The following is a 22277-nucleotide window of genomic DNA, read 5'->3' on the forward strand; positions in this document are numbered from 1 at the left end:
CGGCCGTCAGCCGTCGTCCGCCGCCTCCCCGTCCGGCCGGGCGAGCCGCTTGAAGGTGTCGTAGGCGGTCTGGTTGAACGAGGACCGCAGGGTGGGGCCGGTGTTGGTGAGGGCGGCGACCGCGGTGGCGGTCTGCGGGCAGAAGCCGACGAACGAGGTGAAGCCGCGGGTCGCGCCGGAATGGAAGAACAGGTCGCGGTCGTCCGGCGCGCGGCGGTGGTTCCAGACCAGGCAGACCTCGTCGCCGGTGCGCGGCAGCCGCAGCCGGGGTCGCCGCACCTCCCGCAGGGCGTCGCCCAACGGCCCGCCGTCGGGCTCCAGATGGGCCCGGAGGAAGCGCAGCAGGTCCGCGCCCCCGGCCCGGACCGCGCCCGCGCCCGGGAGGGCGGGGATGCGCCAGGGCGGCAGCGGCCGCCCGAGGCGGTGGCCGGTCGCGTACCCCGGCGCGTCGGGGGAGCAGCTGAGGGTCCCCAGCCCGAGCGGGCGGCCGATCCGCTCGTCGAGCAGCCCGGCGTAGTCGGGGCCGCCGCCCGCCTCGGCGAGCAGCCGCCCGAGCAGTCCCACGCCGTAGTTGGAGTACCAGTACACCTCACCGGGCGGGCGGCGCACGGTGGTTCGGGCCAGTGCCGCCCACAGCCGCTGCTCGTCGTAGGCGGCGTAGGGGTTGCTGTTCCAGGCCGGGACGGCGGCGGCCAGCAGGCCCGGCGGCTGAACCGGCAGACCGGCGGTGTGGGTGGCCAGGTGGATCAGCCGGATCGGTCCGCCGCGCCGGACGTCGGGCGGCCGGCGTCCGGCCGGGAGGTGCCGCCGCACCGGGTCGTCGAGGGCCACCTCGCCGCGTGCCGCCAGCTCGGCCAGCAGCAGGGCGGTGAAGGTCTTGGTGACGGAGCCGAGTTCGTAGCCCGTGTCGGGTGTGCACGGCCCGCCGTCCCGGGCGGTCCGACCGTGGCAGTGGACGGCGGAGCGCTCGCCGCGGGCCACCGCCAGGGTCACGGCGGTGGCGTGCGGCCCGGCGGCGCGCACGAGTCCGGCGAACTGCTCCGCCCCGGGCGAACCGGGTCCGGGACCCCCGGCCTCCCCGGCTCCCTCGGCTTCCGCGACTCCTTCGGCTTCCGCGACGCCCTCGGCCTCTGCGGCTCCCGGGATGCCTGGGTCCGCCGCGTCCGTCCCCGTGACCGTCCCGCTCATCGCGCCCTCAAGCCGGGACCGCCGCGCCGCCGAGCGCGCGGGAGAGCGTCACGGTGCCCGCGACCACCGCGACCACGGCCGTGTGCTCGTGGTCCCGGAACGCCTGTTCGGGGTCGTCCGAGACCGGTTCCGCGCTCTCCCGGGGGATCAGCCCGTCCTCGCGCTGGATCGCGGCGAGCGCCTCCCAGCCCTGGGCGCCGGTGACCGGCTCCCCGATGCAGGAGTCCGCCACGAGCAGCTCGCCGACGAGGTCCCACTGGCCGACCTCGAGCCAGGTGTCGACCCAGACCGGCAGCCAGTTGCGGACGTAGTCGCGCATCGGTTCGGGCATGCTCTCCGGCCGCGCGCCCCAGTCGGTGAGATGGAAGACGGCGTGGGTGATGTGGTAGCCGGTCAGCCAGTCGATCGCCCAGGGCTCGGGGGTGGCGCCGAGCCAGGTCCGGGCGGTGAGGGCGGGCCAGTCGTCGGGCTGGTTGCGCAGCCCGATCACCCGGCGCGCGTTGGCGAGGGCCAGCCTCCGGTTGGGCATCATCTCGATGGCCTGGATCCCGCGCACCTTGGTGAGCGATTCCAGCAGTTCCTCCAGCGCCGGGTGCCGGTAGCCGGACCGGGCGAAGTGGACGTAGGTCTCCAGCGGGTCGGTCATCACCGGGTAGCGAAGCAGCCGCTCGTACAGGAGGTTCCCCTCGCGCAGCTGGGACCAGCCGAAGTCCAGGAGTTCCCGGGCGATCCGGGCGTCCTCCGGTCCGGTGACGCCGTCGCGCAGGACGAGCGAGGCGGCGAGCGCGGACTCGGCGAGGGGCTTGTAGGCGTTGTTCGGGTCGGCCAGGTCGATGGTGACGTCCTCGGGCAGTCTGCCGAAGCCGCGTTCGTGGCAGTTGTGCAGCCAGGACATCGCCCGGGAGCCCAACTGCTGTGCGGTGGCGAGGATCCGGTGGTCGGTCATGACGCTCCTCCGGTCAGCAGGCGCTCCGCGACGGCGAGTTCGAGCGCGGTGCGGGCGCTGCCGTCGCCGACGGCGCGGATCCGCTCCAGCACGGGTTCGACCTCCAGCGGCAGTTCCCGCCCGTCGGCGGCGAGCCAGGCGAGCCAGCGGGTCAGCCGTGCGGCGACGCGGTGGTCGCAGCGCAGGAGGGAGCGGACGGCGCCGCGGGACAGGGCGAGGGCGTGTTCGCGGGCGGCGTCGTGGACGGGCCCGTCGAGGCCGGGCAGGGCGAGCGCGGAGAGCTGGGCCATCCGCACCGACCAGGCCTGCCAGGCGTACGGCTCCGGGTGCGGGGCGTGGCCGGGCTGCGGTGCGCCCCGGGCGCTGTCCTCGCCCGCGGCCCCGGGGAGCGGGGCCCCGGGGAGCGGGGCCCCGGGGAGCAGGGCGTCGGCGGCGGGCCCGAGCGCGCGGGCCAGCAGAACGGCGGTGCCCCAGTCCCGCCAGGCGGTGACCAGGGCGGCGCCGGCGGCCCGCTCCTCGTCCGCGTCGGCGGGGCGGTCGGTGGAGGGTGCGGGCGCGGGTGCGGGGAAGGCGGACGGGGGGAAGGTCCGGTGGGCCTCCGCGAGCAGCAGTACGGCCTGCTCGTCGGGCCCGGTCGCACCCAGGACCTGCGGTGCGAGGACGTCCGGCCCGAGCACCCGGGCGGCGGCGAGGACCGGACGCGGCACGGGGCCGGTACCGGGGAAGGCGGGCGCGACCGCACCCCCGGCGCCCCGGAGGGCGTCGAGGGTGCGGCCCGCCAGCCGCTCCACCGCTGCGGCGTATTCGTCGCGGAGCGCGAGATCGGCGGTCGGCATGGTTGCGTGCTTCTCCTTGGGGGGCTTCGCGGTGTCACGGGGCCGCGGCGTGTTCGCGCGGCGGCCGTACCGGGGTCCCGGCCGGCGGCCTGCCGCCCCGGCCGCCCGGCCTGTGGCCGAGGCGGGACCGGAGGGCTGTGGCGCGGCGGGACTCCGCGCGTCGCCGGGCCGTGTCGGGGCCGACTACCGCGTCTTCTCCTTCGGGGGCTTCGGCGACAGCAGCAGCGCGCCTGCCAGCAGCAGCAGCGAGGCGGCTTCCGGACGGTACGTGGGCGCGTCGCTGACGGTCGCCTCGTCCTCCGTGATCAACATGCCGAGCGCGTCGATCTCGCCCTGGGTGGCGAGCGTGGTTCGGGTGGTCTGAGCAAGCATCGGGTGCCTCCTCATCGAAGTTCCGCCGCCAGGCCCGGCGGCGCCCCCTCGAACGACGATACGAGCACGAACCGTCCGGCGCCACCCCGGCACTGTCCGTGACGGTGGTCACGAAGAGGCATCGCGCTGCCGCACGGCGCTGTCGCCGGTACTCGGGAGTAGGTACGGTCGCTGCATGACCACTGCCTTGATCACCGGCGCGACCGCCGGCATCGGAGCCGCCTTCGCCCGGCGCCTCGCCCGGAGCGGCTACGGACTCGTCCTGGTGGCCCGGGACACCGCGCGGCTGGAGGGTTCCGCCGCGGACCTGCGCGGGAAGTTCGGTGTGGAGGTGGAGGTGCTCACCGCCGACCTCGCCACGGACCGGGGCATCGCCGACGTCGAGGCCCGGCTGTCCGACGACGCCCGCCCGGTGGACCTGCTGGTGAACAACGCCGGCTTCGGCAACCGCGGCGCCTTCGCCACCGTGCCGCTGCAGGACGAGCTGGACATGCTGAAGGTGCACGTAGAGGCGGTGCTGCGGCTGACCACGGCCGCCCTGCCGGGGATGCGCGAGCGCGGGCGGGGCGCGGTCGTCAACGTCGCCTCGGTGGCGGCCTTCCTGCCGCGCGGCACCTACGGTGCGAGCAAGGCCTGGGTGGTGAGCTTCACCCAGGGGGTGATGCGGGACCTCGGCGGGACCGGGGTGCGGCTGATGGCGCTGTGCCCGGGCTTCACGCACACCGAGTTCCACGAGCGGGCCGGCATGGGCACCGGGAACATCCCGTCCTGGGGCTGGCTGTCGGCCGAGCGCGTGGTCGAGGAGGCCATGCGCGACCTGGCCCGGGGGCGTTCGGTGTCGGTGCCGAGCAAGCGCTACAAGGCGGCGGTGGCGATCGCGCGGGTGCTGCCGTCCGGCAAGCTCGGCGGGGTCTCCTCCAAGGCGGCCCGGACGTACCGGACCACCTGACGGTTCCGTGTCCGGCCTGCGGGCGCGGGTCCGTGTGGCCGGTTCGTGTCCGGCGGACGGTTGCGTGTCCGGCCGGCGGTCGTTCGTCCATATGACGGGTTCCCGCTCGGTGGCGGACGGGCGGACGGGCGGACGGGCGGACGGACGGGCGGACGGACGGGCGGGCAGGCGGGGTTCCGACCGGTATAGCGGAGGCCATCTCACTATTAGCTTTGCTAACTATGAGCCTCTCTCGTTATGCTGGCGATCGCCCGACCGCCCACCCGCCGCCGGCGTGCGCCCCCGGGCGCCGCGCCCCCGCGCCCGTCAGAGGGAGGCTGCCCCACCGTGCGCCCAGAAGGCATCCAGTGGACCCCGCCCGCCCGCACCGAGAACGACCCGCGCCCGCCGACCCAGTGGCGGCGCATACTCGCGCTGTTCCGCCCCTACCGGGGCCGCCTCGCCCTCGTCGGCCTGCTGGTGGCCGCCTCCGCCGTGGTCTCGGTGACCACGCCGTTCCTGCTCCGCGCCGTGCTGGACACCGCGATCCCGCAGGGCCGCACCGGCCTGCTGACCGTGCTGGTGCTCGGCATGGTCGCCACCGCCGTCGTCAACAGCGTCTTCGGCGTGCTCCAGACGCTGATCTCCACCACCGTCGGCCAGCGGGTCATGCACGACCTGCGCACCGCCGTCTACGGCCACCTCCAGCGGATGTCGCTGGCCTTCTTCACCCGCACCCGCACCGGCGAGGTGCAGTCCCGGATCGCCAACGACATCGGCGGCATGCAGTCCACGGTGACCTCCACCGCCACCTCGCTGGTCTCCAACTTCACCGCCGTGGTCGCCTCGGTGGTCGCCATGGTGGCGCTGGACTGGCGGCTCACCGTCGTCTCGCTGGTGCTGCTGCCGGTGTTCGTCTGGATCAGCCGCCGGGTCGGCAACGAGCGCAAGAAGATCACCGGCGAGCGGCAGAAGCAGCTCGCCGCGATGAGCTCGGCGGTCCAGGAGTCGCTGTCGGTCAGCGGCATCCTGCTCGGCCGCACCATGGGCCGCACCGACTCGCTCGCCCGTGAGTTCACCGGCCAGTCCGACCGGCTGGCCGACCTGGAGGTCCGCGCCTCGATGGCCGGCCGCTGGCGGATGAACACCATCCAGATCGTGATGGCGGCGATGCCGGCGGTGATCTACTGGGCCGCCGGCATGACCGCCGCGGGCGGTGCGCCGATCGTCTCGGTCGGCACCCTGGTCGCCTTCGTCTCGCTCCAGCAGGGCCTGTTCCGCCCGACCATCAGCCTGCTGGCCACCGGTGTCGCCGTGCAGACCTCGCTCGCGCTGTTCCAGCGGATCTTCGAGTACCTCGACCTGACCGTGGAGATCGACGAGCCCGAGCACCCCGTCACCCTCGGCGAGATCCGCGGCGAGGTCCGCTTCGAGGGCGTCGACTTCCGCTACGACCCGGAGCAGGAGCGGCCCACCCTCGGCGGGATCGCGCTGCGGATCCCGGCGGGCGGCTCGCTCGCGGTGGTCGGCGAGACCGGCTCCGGCAAGACCACGCTCAGCTACCTGGTGCCCAGGCTGTACGACGTCACCGGCGGCCGGGTCACCATCGACGGCGTCGACGTCCGCGAGCTCTCCTTCGAGACCCTGTCCCGCGCGGTGGGCGTGGTCTCCCAGGAGACCTACCTCTTCCACGCCTCGGTCGCCGACAACCTGCGGTTCGCCAAGCCGGACGCCACCGACGAGGAACTCGTCGCCGCTGCCGCCGCGGCGCGGATCCACGACACCGTCGCCGCGCTGCCGGACGGCTACGACACCCTGGTCGGCGAGCGCGGCTACCGCTTCTCGGGCGGGGAGAAGCAGCGCCTCGCGCTCGCCCGCACCATCCTGCGCAATCCGCCCGTGCTGATCCTCGACGAGGCCACCAGCGCGCTGGACAACAGCACCGAACGCGCCGTCCAGGAGGCCATCGACACCCTCGCGGAGGGCCGCACCACCATCACCATCGCGCACCGGCTCTCCACCGTGCGCGGGGCCGACCAGATCGCGGTCCTGGAACGCGGCGAGGTCGCCGAACTGGGCAGCCACGAGGAGCTGCTGGCGGCGGACGGCCGGTACGCGGCGCTGCTCCGGCGGGAGGCTCCGGTCGCGGCCGTCGCTCGCTGACGGGGCGCACCCGGGGCGCGGGCCGGGGCGCGGGCCGGTGCGAGCGGCGCGGGCCGGGGCGCGGGCCGGGGCGAGCGGCGCGGGCCGGGCGGGGGTCCGGCGCCGGGCGAGCGGCGCGGGCCGGGGCCCCGGCGGCCCCGGTCTCAGGCCGCCTTGGGGACCTCGTTGTACGCCCCCACGAACTCCTGGCCGGAGAGCTGCTGGATCGCCGCCATCACCTCGTCGGTGACCTGGCGGCGGGCCTTGAGCGAACGCGCCTGGCCGTGCAGCTCGTCGAAGTGCAGCGGCTCCCCGAAACGGACCGTCACCTTCTTCAGGCGCGGCAGCCGCTTGCCGACCGGGAGGATTCCCTCCGGCCCCTCCAGTGCCACCGGCACCACCGGGACGCCGGCGGTCAGGGCCAGCCAGGCCACGCCGGTCTTGCCGCGGTAGAGCCGGCCGTCCAGCGAGCGGGTGCCCTCGGGGTAGATGCCGAACGCCTTGCCGTCCTCCAGGATCTCCAGCGCCCGCTCCAGCGAGGCCTGGGCCGACCGGTAGGTGCCGCGCTCGACCGGCACCGCGCCGATGCCCTGGAAGAAGCCGCGGGAGAGCGCGCCCTTGAGGCCGCTGCCGGTGAAGTACTCGGCCTTGGCCAGGAAGTGGACCCGGCGCGGCGCGGTGAGCGGGATGACCACGCTGTCGATGAAGGAGAGGTGGTTGCTGGCGAGGATGACGCCGCCCTTGCGGGGCACGTTCTCGATCCCCTCGATGGTGGGCCGCCAGATCCCCCGGGCGAGCGGTTTCAGCACCAGCCTGGTGACGAGATCGAGCATGGTCCCTCCCTGGACGCGCATGCCCGAGAGGTGCCCGGGCCCGGTGTACGACGAGCGGCGTTCGCTTCCCCGGCCGGGCCGGGATCAGACCCGCAGACTACGACACCCACCCCCGAGCCCGTCCACTCCCGCTCGCAGTGGCGCTCACCACGGGCGGGTAGGGTACCGCCGTCGGAAATGCACATCAGCAGTTGATTCGGTCCCAGGAGGCCCCCATGGCAGACGTCGACGACATTCGCGCCGCGTTCGACAAGTTCGACCGGAACGGCAACGGCCGGATCACCGCCGCCGAGTACGCCCTCGTCGCGCGCGAGCTCGGCGACCTCACCACCTCGGTCGCCGTGGCCGAGGCCATCATCAAGCAGATGGACACCAACCACGACGGCGAGCTGACCTTCGACGAGTTCCTGGCCGCGCGCCAGGGCTGACGAAGCCGGGGCCGACCGGCCCGGACGGGGTCCCGGATCGTCTCCGGGGCCCCGTCCTCGCGTTGTCGGCGCCTGTCCTGTCGGCGCCGCCCGTCGGGCCGCCGTGCGCTCAGCTGGCGGTCGGGAACACCCGGCGGACCACGCGCTCCGCCGCCCCGCCGTCGTCCCAGGGGCAGAACCGCTTGCGGAAGTCGGCCCGCGCCGCCGGCTCCGGGTCACCGGCCAGCAGCGCCGCCGCCAACCCCTCGGGATCCGTCGTCAGCGCGCCCGGCGGCTGCTCGAACAGGTCGAAGTAGACGCCCCGGTCGCGCTTGTACTCCTCCCAGTCCGGCGCGAAGACCACGATCGGCCGGTCCAGCACGGCGTAGTCGAACATCATCGACGAGTAGTCCGTGACCAGGACGTCGGCCGCCAGGTAGAGGTCCTCCACCGTCGGGTGCGCCGACACGTCCAGGATCTCCGCCGCCTCCTCGTCCGCCGTCAGATCGCCCGGGCCGCCGGTGTGGAAGTAGTGGGTGCGGACCAGCAGCGTGAAGTCCGGTCCCAGCCGCCGGGCCAGCTCCCGCACGTCCAGCAGCGGCACGTAGCCGCCGCGCGCCTCCCGGTGGGTGGGCGCGTACAGCACCGCGGTGCGCCCCGGCGCCAGCCCGAACCGTTCGCGCATCGCCGCCGTCGCGGCCGGCGTCGCGTCGGCGAGCCGGTCGTTGCGCGGGTACCCGGTGTCCAGCATCTCGTAGCGGCCCGGGAAGGCACGGGCGAAGTGCTCGCTGGTGTGCGGGTTGGAGGAGACCAGGAAGTCCCAGCGGTCGATCGCCTCCTGGAGCCGGTCGAAGTCCATCCCGTCGGCGGCCACCGGGTGGTCCCTGAGATCCATGCCCATCGCCTTCAGCGGCGTGCCGTGCTGGGTCTGGACGTGCACCGTGCCGGGCCGCTTCGCCATGGTCCGGGGGAAGTTGACATTGTTCACGAAGTACTTGGCGGTGGCCATCGCCCTCAGGTACGCCGGGGTGTTGACGATCACGTACGGCACACCGTCCGGTAGCGTCGCCGCCCGGGCGCGGTTCTCCACCACCCAGACCCCGTGGATCCCCGGTGCGAGCTCCTTCGCCTTCTCGTAGATCGCGGCCGGGCTGCACGCGTAACCCCGGTGCCAGTACGCGGCGTAGACCGCCAGGTTCGGGTTCAACGGCATCCGGCGGAACGTGTTGTACGCGGTGAACCGGGCGCTGCTGCGCACCCCCTTCTTCAGGGCCGGCGCCACCGCCCGGGCCCCGCGCTTGAGTTCGCGCGGCAGTCGACCGGTACGGCGCAGTTCCGCGTACGCACGCCGGGAGCCCCGGGCCGCGAGCCGGTACTGCACGCCGCGCACGCCCCCGGGGAAGCGGTAGCCCGCCGGACGGTGCCGGGTGAAGTGCTCGGCGATCCGCCGGAAGAACTCCGGCCGCAGCCCGACCGGGACCAGCCCCGGGGTGTCGTAGACGGTGAGCGCCTGCTGCACGGTCCGCTCGAAGACCAGGGTCCGCAGCGTCCCGGGGACCGGCCGGCCGGGCCGGTCGTGGCCGTCGGAGGCGCCGGAGCGGTCAGAGGCGCCGGAGCGGTCGGAGTCGTCGGGGGCGTCGGCGCTGTCGTGACCGTGGGGCCGGTCCAGGAAGGCGAAGATCGCGTCGTACTGGGCGAAGGCGTCGGCGTGCTTGGCGGAGGCGGTGCTGGTGATCGCCCCGGCCCGGCCGCGCCGGTAGAAGTAGCAGGGGCGGTCGAGGTAGCGCAGCCGCTCGGCGGCGAGCAGCGCGGGATAGGTGACGGAGATGTCCTCGTAGAAGCCGCGGCCGAAGGAGACGCCGAGCCCGAGCAGGAAGTCCCGGCGGAACACCTTGTTCCAGACCGACATCACCGTCCGGAACACGGCCGGGTGCTCGGCCAGCGTGGCCCCCTCGACGAGCGGGGACCCGGTGAGCACGTGCCGCCAAGGGTTGGGCTCGGTCCCGCCGTCGGGGTAGACGTGGACGAAGTCGGTCAGCAGGACGTCCGCGGGCGCCTCGCCGCGCCGTTCCCGTTCCAGCTCGCCGGTGAGCTCGTCGAGGAGGGCGCTCACCGTGCCCTCGGGCACCCAGTCGTCGCTGTCGACGAACCAGACGTACGCGCCGCGCACCTCGGGGAGGGCGGCGGTGCGGGCGCCGCCGAGGCCCTGGTTCTCGGCGAGGTGCAGGACGCGCAGGCGCGGATCACGGGCCGCGTGATCGTCCAGGATCGCGCCGCTGCGGTCGGGGGAGCGGTCGTCGACCGCGATCACCTCGAAGCGGGACTCGGCGGACGGGGTGTCCGCCAGGAGGGAGTCGAGGCAGCGGGGCAGGAAGCGCTCCACCCCGTGGACGGGGAGCACGATGCTGAGGAGGACTGGCACGCTGGCCGAGTCTACCGAGCGTGGCCGCGGCGGGCGGAGCACGGGTGCGGGGGCCGCTGCGGGGCCTCGGGGCGCGGGCCGGTGCGGGGGCCCCGACGGGTGTGACCCGCGCGGCCGGAGCCGCCGGTGCCGGACCCCGGACGGGGTGGCACCGGCAGCCTGGTGGCGGCCCGGCCGACCCTCTACGGCCGGCCGCCGGTCCGAGCACCGCCCGAACCTGGCCACCGCAGCGTCGAGGCGGCCTGGCAGTAGGCACGGGGGGAGCCGGAATCTTCATCAGTCGAACACGGGGGGCAGTGGTGTTCGCGCCCGCGTGGTCGATAGAGATATTGCTTGGACCCGACTCGGACGTCAATCCCCCGGCTGTGTTCACTTCCTAAACGGATAGTCGTACCTCGTCACCGGTGGTCACAGGCCGTCCCGGGGGTGACCGCGGGAGGGCGGCGCGGTGGCCGCCGGGTGGCCACGGCGAGTGAAGGGCGGTGACCCCGTGCGCCGGGCGTACATCGTCACGGCGGGCGCCGGGTGTGCGACCCGGAGAACCCGGTGACGTCCCGCCGGTCGTGCACCATCATTGATGCTCAGTCGTGATCGGCCGGGTGGGCCCTGGTGCAGTGTCAGTTGACGCAGCACGGTACGGTTGCAGAACACCAGGACGGTTGCGCGAAGGCCGTCTGTCACGGATAGTCTTCGCCTCACGGCCCTGGCGCCTCGTAGGGGTGGGAAAACTGATGGAACACATGCAAGTGCGGACCCGGCCTCGGGTGCCCGCGATCCAGTGCGGCGTCGGCGCGACCGGCCGCCGGATCGAGCGACACCTGGCTGTGCTCGGCGCGCCCGCACTCCCGGCGGTGGACACCGCCGAGGCGCTCGGGTTGATAAGGGAACTGACGCCGCGCGGCGTCGGGGCCCCGACCGCGCCGCCTCGCCGCCACGCGCGGGTCAAGCTGCTGGCGCCGCTGCGCCGGCTGCGGCGGGGGCTCTTCGGCAGCCGCGGCTGAGCCGACCGGCCCGGTCGCGTCCTGGTCCGGTCGTATCCGGTCCGGCTCCTGCGCACACAGCCCTTCGGCACGACCCGACGGATCCTGACGACCGTCGGGTCTTCGGCGTTTCCGCTCCCGGGACCGTACCGATACGGGCGGATCCAGCACCGGCCCGGCTGATCGTCCGCGATCCCGATCGTCAACGGTCCGTACCGGTCACCGGATGTCATCTTTGGTCTGAACCTCTCAGCCTATGACGGCCGGCCCCTCCGGCGCCGGGAGTCGGCGAGGCTTGCGGGTCCACCCCCGGCCGTGGGTCAGGATGGCGCCATGGCGGACCACACCCACTCCCGAACCTCGTCCCACTCCACTCCCACCTCCAGTTCCTTCCGGACCGAGACCTTCGACATCACCACCGGAATCCATGAGGTCGCGCTCGACATCACCGACCGCTGTGTCCGGTTCCTCGACGAACACGCCGTCGGGCGGGACGGCCTGCTCAACGTCTTCGTCCCGCACGCCACGGCCGGGATCGCCGTCCTGGAGACCGGCTCCGGCAGCGACGAGGACTTCCTCGCCACCCTGCGCGACCTCCTGCCGGCCGACGACCGGTGGCGTCACCGGCACGGCAGCCCCGGCCACGGCCGCGACCACGTCGTCCCCGCACTGGTGGCCCCGCACGCCACCCTGCCGGTGGTCGACGGACAGCTCGCGCTGGGCATCTGGCAGTCGGTGGTGCTGGTCGACACCAACGGCGACAATCCGCACCGCACGCTCCGGCTCTCCTTCCTGGGCTGAGCCCGAGGCCCGGCCCCCGGATCGACCCCGGCCCCCGGATCGGGCCCGGCCCCCGGATCGGGCCCGGATCGACCCCGGACCCGCCGGGGCCGATCCGCCACCCGTTCGCTGATCGCCTACGACCGCTCACCGACTTCGGAACCACTCGGCGACTCCCGCAGCGGCGCCCCGGAGCCGGAGCCGGAGCCGGACCCGGAGTCGGGGCCGGAGTCGGGGCCGGGGTCGGGGCCGGGGTCGGGGTCGGAGCCGGGGTCCGCGGCAGCCGCGAGCACGGACGCGAGGTACCGCTCGATCGCCAGGTACTGGCAGAGCACCGCGACCGGGCGGCCGAGCCGCGCGTACCAGGCGGCGAGCCGGGCGAAGGCGACGACCTCGAACCACACCTCGCCCGCCGCGTCCATCGACACCAGGAACGCTTCCTCGCCGCACTCCGGGTGCCCCGGCAGCGTCCCGTAGGCGAAGCCGATCCGGTCCGGCTCGTCCACCGTCCACACCACCCGGCAGGGGATCACCAGCCGGGGCCAGCGACTGCCGGGCAGGCCGAGCCGCAGCAGGACGGTCGCCCCGGGCTCGGCGGGCGCGTACGGGAACACGGCGAACCCGGTGCCCAGCTGACAGCCCCAGCCGAGGACGAAGCGGCCGGCCCGGGCCAGGACCTCGGGGCCGTGCCCGAGATGGACCCGCCGCCGAAGGTGCGTGTAGCCCTCCGGCAGCCGGGCGTCCGCGGTGGCGCCCACCTCGCGGTAGTTGGGCGCGGTGGCCCGGGCAGCGCGCAGCCTGCGCGCCAGGGCGGACCCGGCCGGCCCGACGGACCCGGCGGCCGCGCTCCGGGCGGAGGGGGCCGGCGGGAGCGGCGACGGGACGGAGGGAACGGAGCTGGACACCTCGTGACCGGGAGAGTCGGGCATACGGCCCACCGTAGCGACGGCTCCGGGAGCGGCCTCGCCCGGGACCGCCTTGCGCCCTGCCCGGTCCGGGGAGTAGAGAGGCGACATGAGCGAAACAGCCAGCAGCGACACGGCCGTCCCCGGCAGTCACGACACCCCGGCGGCGGGGCAGGTCTGCGAGCTCGCCCCGAGCGGCGCGGAGGCGGCACTGCTGCCCGACCCCGGATCGACCGGCCCGCGCGCGGACTGCGTCCTGTGCGGCGAGCCGACCGAGCTGCCCGCCGACCACCCGGGCAGCACCCTGTGCCCCGTCTGCACCTGGCAGCAGGCCCAGCGGATCGCCTGCTCCGGCTGAGCGGGCCGCCCGGCCCGGAGGCTCGCCCCGGTCAGGCGTCCTCGCGCCCCGCCGCGGCCAGGGTGGAGCCGTGCCGGCCCTTGCGCACCAGGAGCTGCGCCGGGATCCGGCTGCGCAGATCGGCGACGTGGCTGACGATGCCGACCGCGCGGTCCCGCTCGCGCAACCCGTCCAGGACGTCCATCACCTCCTCGAGGGTGTGCTCGTCGAGACTGCCGAATCCTTCGTCGATGAACAGGGTGTCCAGCGGCATGCCCCCGGCCTCGTCGGTGACCACGTCCGCCAGACCGAGTGCCAGGGAGAGCGAGGCGAAGAAGCTCTCGCCGCCGGAGAGCGTCGAGGTGTCGCGCTCGGTGCCCGTCCAGGCGTCCACCACCCGCAGCGCCAGCCCCGAGCGCTTGTTGCCGCCGCCCCGGTCGTCGCTGTGGACGAGCGTGTACCGGCCGCCGGACATCCGGACCAGCCGGTCGCTCGCCGCGGCCGCCACCTGCTCCAGCCGTGCCGCCAGGACGTACGACTCCAGGCGCATCCGGAGCCGGTTGTCGGTCGAGGTGCCGGCCGCGAGCGCTGCCAGCCGGCTGATCCGTGCGTACCTGGCCAGCTCGGGGGCCAGCGAGCGGGCCAGCTCGGACAGCTGCCGCCCGATGGCCGCCAGGGCCTCGCACCGCAGGCGGGCCGCGTCCCGCGCCGCGTGCGCGGCCCGCAACCGGTCGGTGGCGGCGCCGAGGGCGCTCCGGGCGCCCGGCAGGTCGGCCGGCGGCAGGGCGGCGGCCGCGACCAGCTCCGGTTCGGCGAGCCGTCGCTCCACCGCGGCGAGCTCGGCCCGGTGCCGGTCGATCCGCAACTCCAGCCCGTCCCGTTCGGCCCGCGGCAGCAGGACGGCGACGGCGTCCTGGGCGCTCGCGAACCCGGCCGCCACCGCGGCGTCGGCCAGCTCGTCGTCCGCCTGCTTGAGCTGGTGCGCGGCCTCGGTGGCGGCCCGGGCGGCACCGGCCAGCGCGGCCACCGCCGAGGCGAGGCGGTCGAGCGCGGCCGCCCTGGCGGCCACCGACGGGGCGTCGCCGCGGGCCGCCGCCACCCGGGCGGTCAGCTTCTCCTGCTCGGCGTGCAGGGCGCGGGCCTGGGCGGCGAGTTCGGCGGTCCGCTCCCGGGCCTCGGAGAGCGCCGTGCGACGGACGGTCTGCTCCTCGGTGAGCCGCTCGATCGCCCGTCCGACCGCGCCGAGCCGCTCCGCGACCCGGACCGCCTCCCGGTGTTCCGTGCCCAGCGCGCCGAGCATCCCGGCCAGGGTGTCGGCGGGCTCCTCACCGGCCGCTCCGGCGGCCGCCGCCCGGCGCACCCGGAGCCCGGCGAGCTCCTGCTCGGCCGCGTCGGCGGCCCGCTCGGCGGCCGTCTGGGCGTGCCGGGCTCGCTCCTCGTCCTCGGCCCGGACCGGCTCGCCGACCGGGCGGGCCGGTGCCGGGTGCTCCGCCGAGCCGCAGACCCGGCACGGGTCGCCGGGGTTCAGCCCCGAGGCCAGCTCGGCGGCCATCCCGGCGAGCCGGCGCTCACGGAGGTCCAGGCCGTACTGGCGGGCGTCGAGCGCCTCGGCGCGCAGGGCGAGGGCGCGCGGGCCGATCCGGCCGATCTCGCCGTCCAGCGCGTCCCGGGCCCGGGCGGCGGACAGCCGGGTGTCCAGCTCCGCGCGCCGGGCGTCCAGCCGCTCGACCAGCGCGGCGGCCTCCCGGGCGGCGGACTGCTCCTGCTGCAGGGCGGCGGACCGGCCGTCGAACCCGGCCAGCCACTCGCCCGCCTCCTCGGCGAGGTCCTCGGCGCGCCGCAGCTTCGCCGTCAGCTCCGTCCGGGCGCCGGCCAGCGCGGCGCACTGCCGCTCGTCCGCCCCGGCCGCCTCCAGCCGGACGATCTCCTCGCGCAGCCGCCGCTCGGCCGCGGCCAGCTCCTCGGCCTCGGCGTGCGCCAGCGCCCGGCCGCCGCCGGCCGGTCCGTCGCCGCCGTCACCCAGGTGTTCGGGGCCCGCCCCGCCGGCCCGGCCGGTCGCGACCTCGGCGAGGACCGCCCGGTGCCGGTGCTCCTCCTCCCGGGCCTTCCGGTAGGCGGCCGCCGCGCGCTCGCGCAGGTGCAGCACGGACTCGACGCCGACCGCCGCCTGCGCCGCCGCCAGCCGCCGCCGGTCCGCCGCACGGGCGGGCCCGTCCTCGGCGAGCCGGGCCGCCTCCCGCACCGCCTGCCGGTGCCGCTCCTGCCGGTCGGCCCGCTGCTCGGCGGCCTCCCGGGCCCGCTGCGCCGCCCGGTGCGCCTCCTCCGCGCCGGCCAGTGCGGCCCCGGCGACGGCCAGCTGCTCGGCCGCGCCGCCGCGCAGCACCGCCGCCCAGCCCAGCACCCCGGTGGTGAGTTCGGCGTCCGCCGTCGCGCTCGGCGCCGCCCCGTCCTCGGCCGCCACCGGGCCCCCGGCGGGCTCGGCGCCCGGCCCGGCCGCCTGCTCGGCCTTGCTGGCCAAGTCCCGCAGCCGGCGGCGCCCGGTCTGGACGGCGACCTCGTGGGCCCGGCGCTGCTCCGCGAGCCAGGCCTCGACGGACTGGAACCGCTCGGTGTCGAACAGCCGGCGCAGCAGCTTGCCGCGCTCCTCCGAGTCGGCCCGCAGGAAGCGTGCGAAGTCGCCCTGCGGCAGCAGCACCACCTGGCAGAACTGGTCGCGGCTCATCCCGATCAGCCGGTGGATCTCCTCGCCGGCCTCCTGGTGCGACTTGCTGAGCGCCCGCCAGCCGGGCCCGTCCGCGCCGGCGCCCGCGCCGTCCGCCGACCACTCGCGCACCAGGGTCTGGGCCCGCTCGACGGTCATGCCCGTGCCGACCTTCTTCGGCCGGGGCTGCTCGGGGATCCGGACGATCTCCAGCCGGCGGCCGCCGAGCGTCAGCTCCAGCCGGACCTCGGTCAGCCGGCCGGGTTCGGCGTGGTCGCTGCGCAGCCGGTTCGCCCGGCGGGTGCCCGGCACCTCGCCGTAGAGGGCGTAGCAGACCGCGTCCAGCACGCTGCTCTTGCCCGCGCCGGTGGCACCGCGCAGCAGGAACAGACCGCCGGCGGCCAGCGCGTCGAAGTCGACCGTCTCGGCGCCGGCGAAGGGGCCGAAGGCGGTCACGGTCAGCCGGTGGAGTCTCATCGGGGCAGCTCCGCCTTCCGGTCGGCGGTCTCCCGGACGCGCTCGAAGCCCTCGCGCAGCCAGCCCAGCTCGTCAGGGTCGGGGTCGGCGCCGGGGCGGACGTGCCGCAGGAAGCCCTCGGCGATCTCCAGGTCCGTCCGTCCGCTGACCCGGGCCGCGTAGGAGGGGGAGGCGCTGGCGGTGCTCTCCTCCGGGTCGAACAGCAGCTGGAGGGTGTGCGGGAAGCGACGGCGCAGCCGCTCCATCGGCTCGGCGGGGCGGCTCGGGTCGGTGAGGGTGACCTGGACCCAGGACTGCTCGTCGGCGGTGTGGCGCTCGTCGGTGAGCAGCTCGTCGAGCCGGCCGCGCAGCCGGGCCAGCCGGCGGGGGACGGGGCAGGGCACCCGTTCGGCGGTGACCGCGCCGTCCGCCGCGAGGTCGACCAGCCACATGCTCTTGCGCTGCTCGTGCTCGGAGAAGGAGTAGGCGAGGGGCGAGCCGCTGTAGCGCAGGTGCGGGGCGAGGGTCTGGCAGCCGTGCAGATGGCCGAGCGCGGCGTAGTGCACGCCGTCGAAGACCGAGGCGGGTACGGCCGCGACCCCGCCCACCGCGATGTCGCGCTCGCTGTCGCTGGGCTCGCCGCCGGTGACGAAGGCGTGCGCCAGGACGACCGCGCGGGTGCCGGCCGGGCGGGCCGCGAGGTCGGCCCTGACCTGGTCCATCGCGGCGCCGAGCACGGCGGCGTGCCCGCCGCGGGCCAGTCCGAAGCGCTCCCGGACCAGGGTGGGCTCCAGATAGGGCAGCCCGTAGACGGCGACCGGCCCGTGCGCGTCGGCCAGCACCACGGGCTCGGCGCACTCGCCCGGGTCCGTCCGCAGATGGACGCCGGCCCGGCCGATCAGGCCCGCGCCGACGCCGAGGCGGCGGGCCGAGTCGTGGTTGCCGCTGATGAACACCGTCGGCACGCCGAGGTCGGCCAGCCGGTGCAGCACGTCGTCGAACAGCGCCACCGCCTCCAGGCCCGGCAGCGCGCGGTCGTACACGTCGCCGGCGACCAGCACGGCGTCGACGCGCTCGTCCCGGACCACCGCCACGAGGTGGTCCAGGAAGGCGCGCTGGGCGTCGTGCAGGCTCTCCCGGTGGAACGAGCGCCCGAGATGCCAGTCGGAGGTATGCAGCAGTCGCATGGTTCCCGACCATAACGGGCGCCACCGACAACCCGGTGCGGAACGGGTCCCGCCCGCCGTCCCCGGGCCGGTTCCGGGGCCGGTCCGAGGACTCTCCGCGGGACTGTCCGAGGTCGGTCCGAAGACCGCCCGGAGACCGTCCGCGGGGCCTCGGGGGCATCACTGCGGGTCGATTGTCAGTGACGCTGTGTACGGTCGCGTCACCGGGAGCCGAGGGGCTCGTGGGGCCGGTGCGGGAGTGCCGACGACGGAGGGAGACGACCGTGCGCGAGCGGATGCGGAGCGGGTTCCAGGGCCCGGACCAGTGGCGGGAGCGGGAGCAGAAGCCGGAGAGGGTGCGGGAGGAGGAGTGGGAGCGGCCCCGGAGGCGGCACCGGCACCGGCACCGGGACCGGGAGCGGCGTGCGGGGGCGGGTGGCTGCCGGGCGCGGTGGCGCACGCCCGTGGTGCGGCTGTGGGGTCCCGGCCCGGAGCGGCGCCGGCCCGGACCGGCGGGGCCGGGTGGGAGGGTCCCCGACGGGCGGCCGCCGGGCGGCGGGGCGGGCGTGTCCCGGACGGGCGGTGCGGGCGGGCCGGCCGGGCCCGGCGGGCGCGACCGGCGCCGGGTGCTCCCGCGCGGCGCGCCGCCGCCGCAGCCGGTGGCGCTCGCGCTGGCCGTCGCCGCCGACGACTTCGCGGACCTGGCGCGGTGCGGGCTGTTCGGCGGGCTGACCTTCCGCTCCTACCTGCGCCGGGTCGCGGTCCAGCTGCGCGCTCTGCGCGGGCAGGGCCTGGAGGTCCACCTCCGGGTGCTCGACCCGGTGGACTACGGGGAGTACTGCGAGGCGCTGGGCTTCGCGCCCGGGGACGCGGCGGCCCGGGTCGCGTACGCGGCCGATCCGGAGCTCGCCGGGGAGCCGTTCCTCTACACGGGGCAGCGGCTGGCGGTGCTGCTGCCGGAGCTGGCCGACGACCACCGGGCGCGGGTCCGGATCTCCGTCGCGATGGCGGCCCTGCTGACGGCGGCGGGCGAGGGGCCGCCGGGGGAGCGGCGGCTGGTGGCGGTGATGCGGCACGCCGTCGAGGTCCAGCTGGCGGTGGGTGCGGGGGCCGGTGACGGGATCCACCTGCTGACCCTGCGCTGCCACGGTCCCGAGGACGGCGAGGAGCTGACCTCGGCGACCGAGGTCCGGGTCGACGGCGGTCGGCCGACGCCCGGCGGGCGGGACGCCGAGGCGTTCTGCGTGACCCTGGCGGCGGGCCTCGCCGTGGGCGGCACCGGCGCGATGGTGCTGCACGGGGATCCGGCGGCCCCCGGCGGGCAGACGGTGCGGGGGTGGGCCCTGTGCGGCGGGAGGCTGCGGCCGATGACCGTCCGCGAGGTGCTGGACGAGCTCGCCGACGACGTCGGCCGGGGCCTGCCCTTCCCGCCGGCCGTCGTCCCGTTGCCGGGCTTCCCGCTGCCGGCGCCGCCGCCGGGCCCGCCGTCGGGTGGGGGCGGACCGCCCGGGGAGCGGCCGACCGGGGGCGGGGGTGAGCCCCTGGCCTGATCGCGGCTGACCAGGGCGTTCGGCCCCGGCTGTCCACCATGCGGCGCTGGGGACTGTTCATCGACCGCCTGTTCGGGGAAGATTTCGGGGAAGATCAACAGTGGGAACGGCCGGTACCCCACGCCGCCGCGCCCGCCGCTCCGCCCCGAACCGCGTACCGCGAACCGTCCCCGCGCACCGTCGGTCCGGCGAGCCCGACACCGAAAGGGGGGACGCATGAGCCGGATCGAGTACAGCGCGGAGATCGCCGAGCTGCTCGGCCGGGTGCGCCGGCGTCCCAGTGCGGGCTGGCCGTGGCGGCCGGGGGAGCAGGTGCCCGGTGGGCTTCCGGTGAAGCAGTCCTGGGGGTGGCTGTTCGCCCCCGACGGTCGGGTGCTGACCCTGGTCAACCCCAAGGACGGCGTGGTCTCGCTGCCCGGGGGCTCGCTGGAGCCGGAGGACGGCGGCGACCCCGGCTCGGCGCTGGCCCGGGAGGCGGCCGAGGAGGCGCAGGCACTGATCGGCACGCCGTACTACCTCGGTTACCTCTACGACCGGGTCGGCTCGGCCAACGGCGGCCACGAGTGCGCCCGGGTCCGGATGGCCGCCGCGCTGCGGGCCGTCGGTCCGAGCGCGCCGGACCCGGCCTCGGGGCGGCACTACCGGCGGCTGCTGGTCGCGCCGGGCCTCGCGGTCGAGCTGCTCGGCTGGGGTGTGCCCGGTCTGCGACAGGCCCGGGCTGCGGTGGCGACCGCCGTCCGGCGGCTGGGCGTGCCCTCGGCCGCCAACGAGACGATCGAGGAACTGCCGGCGGCGGGCTGCGAGCTGTTCCCCGGCGCGGCGCCGGGTGCCGCGCCGGGGGAACCGCCGACCGCCTGAGTGCCCGTCCGTCCGAGCGCCGTCCTGCCACCTCGCCGTCCTGCCTGCCGCGTCGTCCTTCGATCGGTCGGTCGGCCGGCCTGCCGTCCGCCCGGCCGGGCGAGGGGCCCGGGCGCCGGGCCGCGCGCCCGAGCGCGTCGCCGCCGGAGGTCGCACGTCCGGCCGAACTCCGTCCCTCGATCGGGCGATGTCCTAGACCGGTGTACGAGGGCACTTACCGTGTCAGAAGGGGCAGTTCACCGCAGCGTTGTCAGACTGACCGTCAATTGCCTTGGCATGACAACTTCCAGAGTTAGCTACCGCCTGGTATCAAATTGTGTGACGCACGTCACTCCCAGGAGGTGTCATGCTACGCCCTGCCCGTGCCATGTCCGTCGCCGTCACTGCGGCGCTCCTCTCCCTGACCACCCTCGTCACAGCCGGTTCGGCCCACGCCGCCGGGGTCAACTACGTCGCGCTCGGCGACTCCTACGCCTCCGGCCTCGGGGCCGGCAGCTACACGAGCGAGAGCGGCAGCTGCAAGCGCAGCACCAACGCGTACGCGTACCTGTGGAAGAACGCGCACGCGCCGTCCTCCTTCTCGTTCCTCGCCTGTTCCGGTGCCAGAACCGGAGACGTGCTCAACAACCAGCTCTCCACCCTGAACTCGGCCACCACGCTGGTCAGCATCAGCGTCGGCGGCAACGACGCGGGCTTCGCCAGCACCATGCAGACCTGCGTCCTGGACTCGGAGAGCGCCTGTCTCAACGCGGTCGCCACCGCGAAGAACTACGCCACCGGCACGCTGCCCGGCAAGCTCGACCAGGTCTACTCGGCGATCCACGCCAAGGCCCCGAACGCCCGGGTGGTCGTGCTCGGCTACCCGCACCTCTACAAGGTCGGCGGCAGCTGCATCTTCGGTATCGGCGACACCAAGCGGGCCGCCATCAACGGTGCCGCCGACGTGCTGGACGACGTCATCGCCAAGCGCGCCGCCAACGCCGGTTTCGCCTTCGGCGACGTCCGGTCGATCTTCCGCGAGCACGAGATCTGCGGCTCCAGCACCACCTGGCTGAACAGCACCACCCTGCCGGTGGAGGAGAGCTACCACCCGAAGGCCTCCGGCCACTCCGGCGGCTTCCTGCCGGTGTTCACCGCGCAGGCCTGACCGCACCCAGCGACCGCACCCAGCGACCCCCGGCCCTGACCCCCGGTCCTGACCTCGGCGCCGAGGTCAGGACCGGCGCCGGATCCGACCGCACGACCCGGCGGGCCCGCCGGTCCCCCCATGCGGGACGGACCGGCGAGCCCGTCCCGTCATCGGTCCGGCGGGGGGAACGGGATGCCGGCCAGGGCGGGCAGCAGTTCCCGTTCCTCGTGGGCGAGATGGGCCTCCAGTGCGTCCGTCGTCCGCGCCAGTGCGGCCCGGAACGACTCCGGATCGGCGGAGCCGAGGTCGGAGACCAGTGCGACCAGCTCCTCCTTCAGCCGCGCCACCGCGCGGTGCTGCTCGGCCAGCCGTTCCAGCACGCCCCGCAGCTCCGGGTGGCTGCGGGCCAGTGCGGGGAAGACGCCCCGGTCCTCGCCGGTGTGGTGGACGGTCAGGCCCTGGCAGAACGCCAGGCAGTGCTGTCGGAGCTGCAGTCCGAGCGGCGGAGCCTGCCCGGCGCCTCCGGCGAGGTGTGCCTCGGTCTCGGTCCGCAGTTGCCGGAGTCGGGCGCGCAGCCAGTCGTGCACCTCCAGCAGCTTGTCCGCGAGGCTCGCCGCCTCGCGCGTCCGGGCCCCGGGCTCAGCCCCGGCACCGGGGTGTTCCAGGACGACCACCGGCAGCAGCCGGGCGGTGTGCCGCTGGTAGTCCCCGTACCCGGGGGCCGACCGGACGACGGCCTCGAACAGCCGGTCGCGCCGCTCCCCCTCGGCGGGGACGGCGGTCGCGTCGAAGACCTCCGTGCCGAGTTCCACCCGGACCAGCGGGTGGGTGAGCAGATTGCGGTACCACTGCGGGTGCTCGGGCGCCCCGGCCGCCGAGGCGACGACCAGCAGCAGGCCGTCCGCCCGCACGAATCCGAGCGGGACGGTGTGCTCCCGCCCGGAGTGTGCGCCGACGGTGGTCAGCAGCAACAGGTCCCCGCCCTCGAAGGGTCCGCCGACCCTTCCGCCCCGGGCGCGGAACTCATCGATGACGGTCTGGTTGAACGACGAAGAGGACGAAGGGATGGACGAAGAAGAAGACATGGGCATGCGTCTGAAGGGATCTCTCTCCGGAGCTCGCTCCGGAACGGGGGAACGGGGAAGCGGCGGCCACCGCTGCGGGAAAGGTCCCGGCCGCGGCCGCGGAGAGGCTCAGGAAAGGGGAGCGGAGAACGTTCTCATCACGCGTCGTCCCTCGGTGTCGGGTGCCGGCCCGGCTGCCGGCCGGCCCACATCTCTCTGGCCGGCGCCACGCTGCACACGGCTCATCCCAGCATCCGCGCGGTTCCGCTGTCAACGC

General features: G+C 75.4%; 19 protein-coding genes. 9 read left to right on the forward strand and 10 right to left on the reverse strand.

Annotation, left to right across the window (positions count from 1 at the left end; all coding sequences use genetic code 11):
* Window positions 1–6: 6 nt before the first annotated feature.
* The 4 genes from ACIPYS_RS29850 to ACIPYS_RS29865 all read right to left on the reverse strand — a co-directional run bounded on the left by ACIPYS_RS29850 (window position 7) and on the right by ACIPYS_RS29865 (window position 3342).
* Window positions 7–1188 (reverse strand): serine hydrolase domain-containing protein, encoded by a 1182-nt coding sequence (locus ACIPYS_RS29850; RefSeq protein ID WP_400751842.1) that lies wholly within the window; start codon window positions 1186–1188, stop codon window positions 7–9.
* Window positions 1189–1195: 7 nt separating this feature from the next.
* Window positions 1196–2134: a DUF6895 family protein gene (locus ACIPYS_RS29855; RefSeq protein ID WP_400751845.1), complete on the reverse strand. Its 939-nt coding sequence runs from the start codon at window positions 2132–2134 to the stop codon at window positions 1196–1198.
* On the reverse strand, window positions 2131–2970 hold the full coding sequence (locus ACIPYS_RS29860; protein ID WP_400751848.1) for a hypothetical protein: 840 nt from the start codon (window positions 2968–2970) through the stop codon (window positions 2131–2133). The genes ACIPYS_RS29855 and ACIPYS_RS29860 overlap by 4 nt, the downstream gene beginning before the upstream one ends.
* A gap of 183 nt (window positions 2971–3153) precedes the next feature.
* Window positions 3154–3342, reverse strand: a complete 189-nt coding sequence (locus tag ACIPYS_RS29865; RefSeq protein WP_093859624.1) for a hypothetical protein — start codon at window positions 3340–3342, stop codon at window positions 3154–3156.
* Window positions 3343–3517: 175 nt separating this feature from the next.
* Here ACIPYS_RS29865 and ACIPYS_RS29870 point away from each other — a divergent pair, with 175 nt between their 5' ends.
* Together ACIPYS_RS29870 and ACIPYS_RS29875 are read left to right on the forward strand one after the other, a co-directional pair.
* Entirely contained in the window at window positions 3518–4291 is a 774-nt protein-coding gene (locus ACIPYS_RS29870; RefSeq protein WP_093859623.1) for an SDR family oxidoreductase, read from the forward strand.
* A 327-nt stretch (window positions 4292–4618) separates the two neighbouring features.
* Entirely contained in the window at window positions 4619–6433 is a 1815-nt protein-coding gene (locus ACIPYS_RS29875; RefSeq protein ID WP_400751853.1) for an ABC transporter ATP-binding protein, read from the forward strand.
* A 143-nt stretch (window positions 6434–6576) separates the two neighbouring features.
* Here the strand turns inward: ACIPYS_RS29875 and ACIPYS_RS29880 are convergent, their stop codons facing one another.
* The gene (locus ACIPYS_RS29880) at window positions 6577–7245 is read right to left on the reverse strand and encodes a 1-acyl-sn-glycerol-3-phosphate acyltransferase (RefSeq protein WP_093859621.1); all 669 of its coding nucleotides are present in this window, start codon (window positions 7243–7245) and stop codon (window positions 6577–6579) included.
* Between the two features lie 215 nt (window positions 7246–7460).
* On the opposite strand from ACIPYS_RS29880, the gene ACIPYS_RS29885 reads away from it, so the two are divergent.
* Window positions 7461–7673 carry an EF-hand domain-containing protein gene (locus tag ACIPYS_RS29885; RefSeq protein WP_030391986.1) on the forward strand — a complete coding sequence of 71 codons (213 nt, stop codon included), beginning with the start codon at window positions 7461–7463 and terminating at the stop codon, window positions 7671–7673.
* 109 nt (window positions 7674–7782) lie between these two features.
* Here the strand turns inward: ACIPYS_RS29885 and ACIPYS_RS29890 are convergent, their stop codons facing one another.
* On the reverse strand, window positions 7783–10074 hold the full coding sequence (locus tag ACIPYS_RS29890; RefSeq protein WP_400751858.1) for a CDP-glycerol glycerophosphotransferase family protein: 2292 nt from the start codon (window positions 10072–10074) through the stop codon (window positions 7783–7785).
* Window positions 10075–10805: 731 nt separating this feature from the next.
* On the opposite strand from ACIPYS_RS29890, the gene ACIPYS_RS29895 reads away from it, so the two are divergent.
* Window positions 10806–11075: a hypothetical protein gene (locus tag ACIPYS_RS29895; RefSeq protein ID WP_093859619.1), complete on the forward strand. Its 270-nt coding sequence runs from the start codon at window positions 10806–10808 to the stop codon at window positions 11073–11075.
* Between the two features lie 312 nt (window positions 11076–11387).
* Window positions 11388–11855 (forward strand): YjbQ family protein, encoded by a 468-nt coding sequence (locus ACIPYS_RS29900; protein WP_093859618.1) that lies wholly within the window; start codon window positions 11388–11390, stop codon window positions 11853–11855.
* A 116-nt stretch (window positions 11856–11971) separates the two neighbouring features.
* On the opposite strand, the gene ACIPYS_RS29905 is transcribed toward ACIPYS_RS29900, so the two are convergent.
* Window positions 11972–12763 (reverse strand): DUF1990 family protein, encoded by a 792-nt coding sequence (locus ACIPYS_RS29905; RefSeq protein ID WP_400751862.1) that lies wholly within the window; start codon window positions 12761–12763, stop codon window positions 11972–11974.
* An 85-nt stretch (window positions 12764–12848) separates the two neighbouring features.
* Here ACIPYS_RS29905 and ACIPYS_RS29910 point away from each other — a divergent pair, with 85 nt between their 5' ends.
* Window positions 12849–13097, forward strand: a complete 249-nt coding sequence (locus tag ACIPYS_RS29910) for a hypothetical protein (RefSeq protein ID WP_093859616.1) — start codon at window positions 12849–12851, stop codon at window positions 13095–13097.
* Window positions 13098–13128: 31 nt separating this feature from the next.
* Here the strand turns inward: ACIPYS_RS29910 and ACIPYS_RS29915 are convergent, their stop codons facing one another.
* Both ACIPYS_RS29915 and ACIPYS_RS29920 read right to left on the reverse strand, forming a co-directional pair.
* A complete protein-coding gene (locus tag ACIPYS_RS29915; RefSeq protein ID WP_400751865.1) occupies window positions 13129–16254 on the reverse strand; it encodes an AAA family ATPase in 3126 nt (1041 codons plus the stop codon).
* Complete coding sequence (locus ACIPYS_RS29920; RefSeq protein WP_400751868.1) at window positions 16251–17420, reverse strand: exonuclease SbcCD subunit D; 1170 nt, start codon at window positions 17418–17420, stop codon at window positions 16251–16253. Before ACIPYS_RS29920 ends, ACIPYS_RS29915 begins: the two co-directional genes overlap by 4 nt.
* 545 nt (window positions 17421–17965) lie before the next feature.
* Between ACIPYS_RS29920 and ACIPYS_RS29925 the strand changes: the two genes are divergently transcribed.
* The 3 genes from ACIPYS_RS29925 to ACIPYS_RS29935 all read left to right on the forward strand — a co-directional run bounded on the left by ACIPYS_RS29925 (window position 17966) and on the right by ACIPYS_RS29935 (window position 20954).
* A complete protein-coding gene (locus ACIPYS_RS29925) occupies window positions 17966–18949 on the forward strand; it encodes a hypothetical protein (RefSeq protein WP_400751871.1) in 984 nt (327 codons plus the stop codon).
* Window positions 18950–19165: 216 nt separating this feature from the next.
* Window positions 19166–19807 (forward strand): hypothetical protein, encoded by a 642-nt coding sequence (locus tag ACIPYS_RS29930; protein ID WP_197698737.1) that lies wholly within the window; start codon window positions 19166–19168, stop codon window positions 19805–19807.
* Window positions 19808–20153: 346 nt separating this feature from the next.
* Entirely contained in the window at window positions 20154–20954 is an 801-nt protein-coding gene (locus ACIPYS_RS29935) for an SGNH/GDSL hydrolase family protein (RefSeq protein ID WP_231978492.1), read from the forward strand.
* A 149-nt stretch (window positions 20955–21103) separates the two neighbouring features.
* Here ACIPYS_RS29935 and ACIPYS_RS29940 read toward each other — a convergent pair whose 3' ends face one another.
* Window positions 21104–22021 (reverse strand): nitroreductase/quinone reductase family protein, encoded by a 918-nt coding sequence (locus ACIPYS_RS29940; protein WP_400751876.1) that lies wholly within the window; start codon window positions 22019–22021, stop codon window positions 21104–21106.
* Window positions 22022–22277 lie beyond the last annotated feature (256 nt).

The sequence above is a fragment of the Kitasatospora sp. NPDC089913 genome (assembly GCF_044748625.1).
Lineage (GTDB): Bacteria > Actinomycetota > Actinomycetes > Streptomycetales > Streptomycetaceae > Kitasatospora.

Bases quoted from the DNA above. Each gene is read 5' to 3' on its own strand.
- ACIPYS_RS29930 (WP_197698737.1), top strand. From the start codon at position 19,166: ATGAGCCGGATCGAGTACAGCGCGGAGATCGCCGAGCTGCTCGGCCGG.
- ACIPYS_RS29920 (WP_400751868.1), bottom strand. From the start codon at position 17,420: ATGCGACTGCTGCATACCTCCGACTGGCATCTCGGGCGCTCGTTCCAC.
- ACIPYS_RS29870 (WP_093859623.1), top strand. From the start codon at position 3,518: ATGACCACTGCCTTGATCACCGGCGCGACCGCCGGCATCGGAGCCGCC.
- ACIPYS_RS29895 (WP_093859619.1), top strand. From the start codon at position 10,806: ATGGAACACATGCAAGTGCGGACCCGGCCTCGGGTGCCCGCGATCCAG.
- ACIPYS_RS29860 (WP_400751848.1), bottom strand. From the start codon at position 2,970: ATGCCGACCGCCGATCTCGCGCTCCGCGACGAATACGCCGCAGCGGTG.
- ACIPYS_RS29855 (WP_400751845.1), bottom strand. From the start codon at position 2,134: ATGACCGACCACCGGATCCTCGCCACCGCACAGCAGTTGGGCTCCCGG.
- ACIPYS_RS29865 (WP_093859624.1), bottom strand. From the start codon at position 3,342: ATGCTTGCTCAGACCACCCGAACCACGCTCGCCACCCAGGGCGAGATC.
- ACIPYS_RS29935 (WP_231978492.1), top strand. From the start codon at position 20,154: ATGCTACGCCCTGCCCGTGCCATGTCCGTCGCCGTCACTGCGGCGCTC.
- ACIPYS_RS29850 (WP_400751842.1), bottom strand. From the start codon at position 1,188: ATGAGCGGGACGGTCACGGGGACGGACGCGGCGGACCCAGGCATCCCG.
- ACIPYS_RS29940 (WP_400751876.1), bottom strand. From the start codon at position 22,021: ATGTCTTCTTCTTCGTCCATCCCTTCGTCCTCTTCGTCGTTCAACCAG.
- ACIPYS_RS29915 (WP_400751865.1), bottom strand. From the start codon at position 16,254: ATGAGACTCCACCGGCTGACCGTGACCGCCTTCGGCCCCTTCGCCGGC.
- ACIPYS_RS29905 (WP_400751862.1), bottom strand. From the start codon at position 12,763: ATGCCCGACTCTCCCGGTCACGAGGTGTCCAGCTCCGTTCCCTCCGTC.
- ACIPYS_RS29900 (WP_093859618.1), top strand. From the start codon at position 11,388: ATGGCGGACCACACCCACTCCCGAACCTCGTCCCACTCCACTCCCACC.
- ACIPYS_RS29910 (WP_093859616.1), top strand. From the start codon at position 12,849: ATGAGCGAAACAGCCAGCAGCGACACGGCCGTCCCCGGCAGTCACGAC.
- ACIPYS_RS29880 (WP_093859621.1), bottom strand. From the start codon at position 7,245: ATGCTCGATCTCGTCACCAGGCTGGTGCTGAAACCGCTCGCCCGGGGG.
- ACIPYS_RS29885 (WP_030391986.1), top strand. From the start codon at position 7,461: ATGGCAGACGTCGACGACATTCGCGCCGCGTTCGACAAGTTCGACCGG.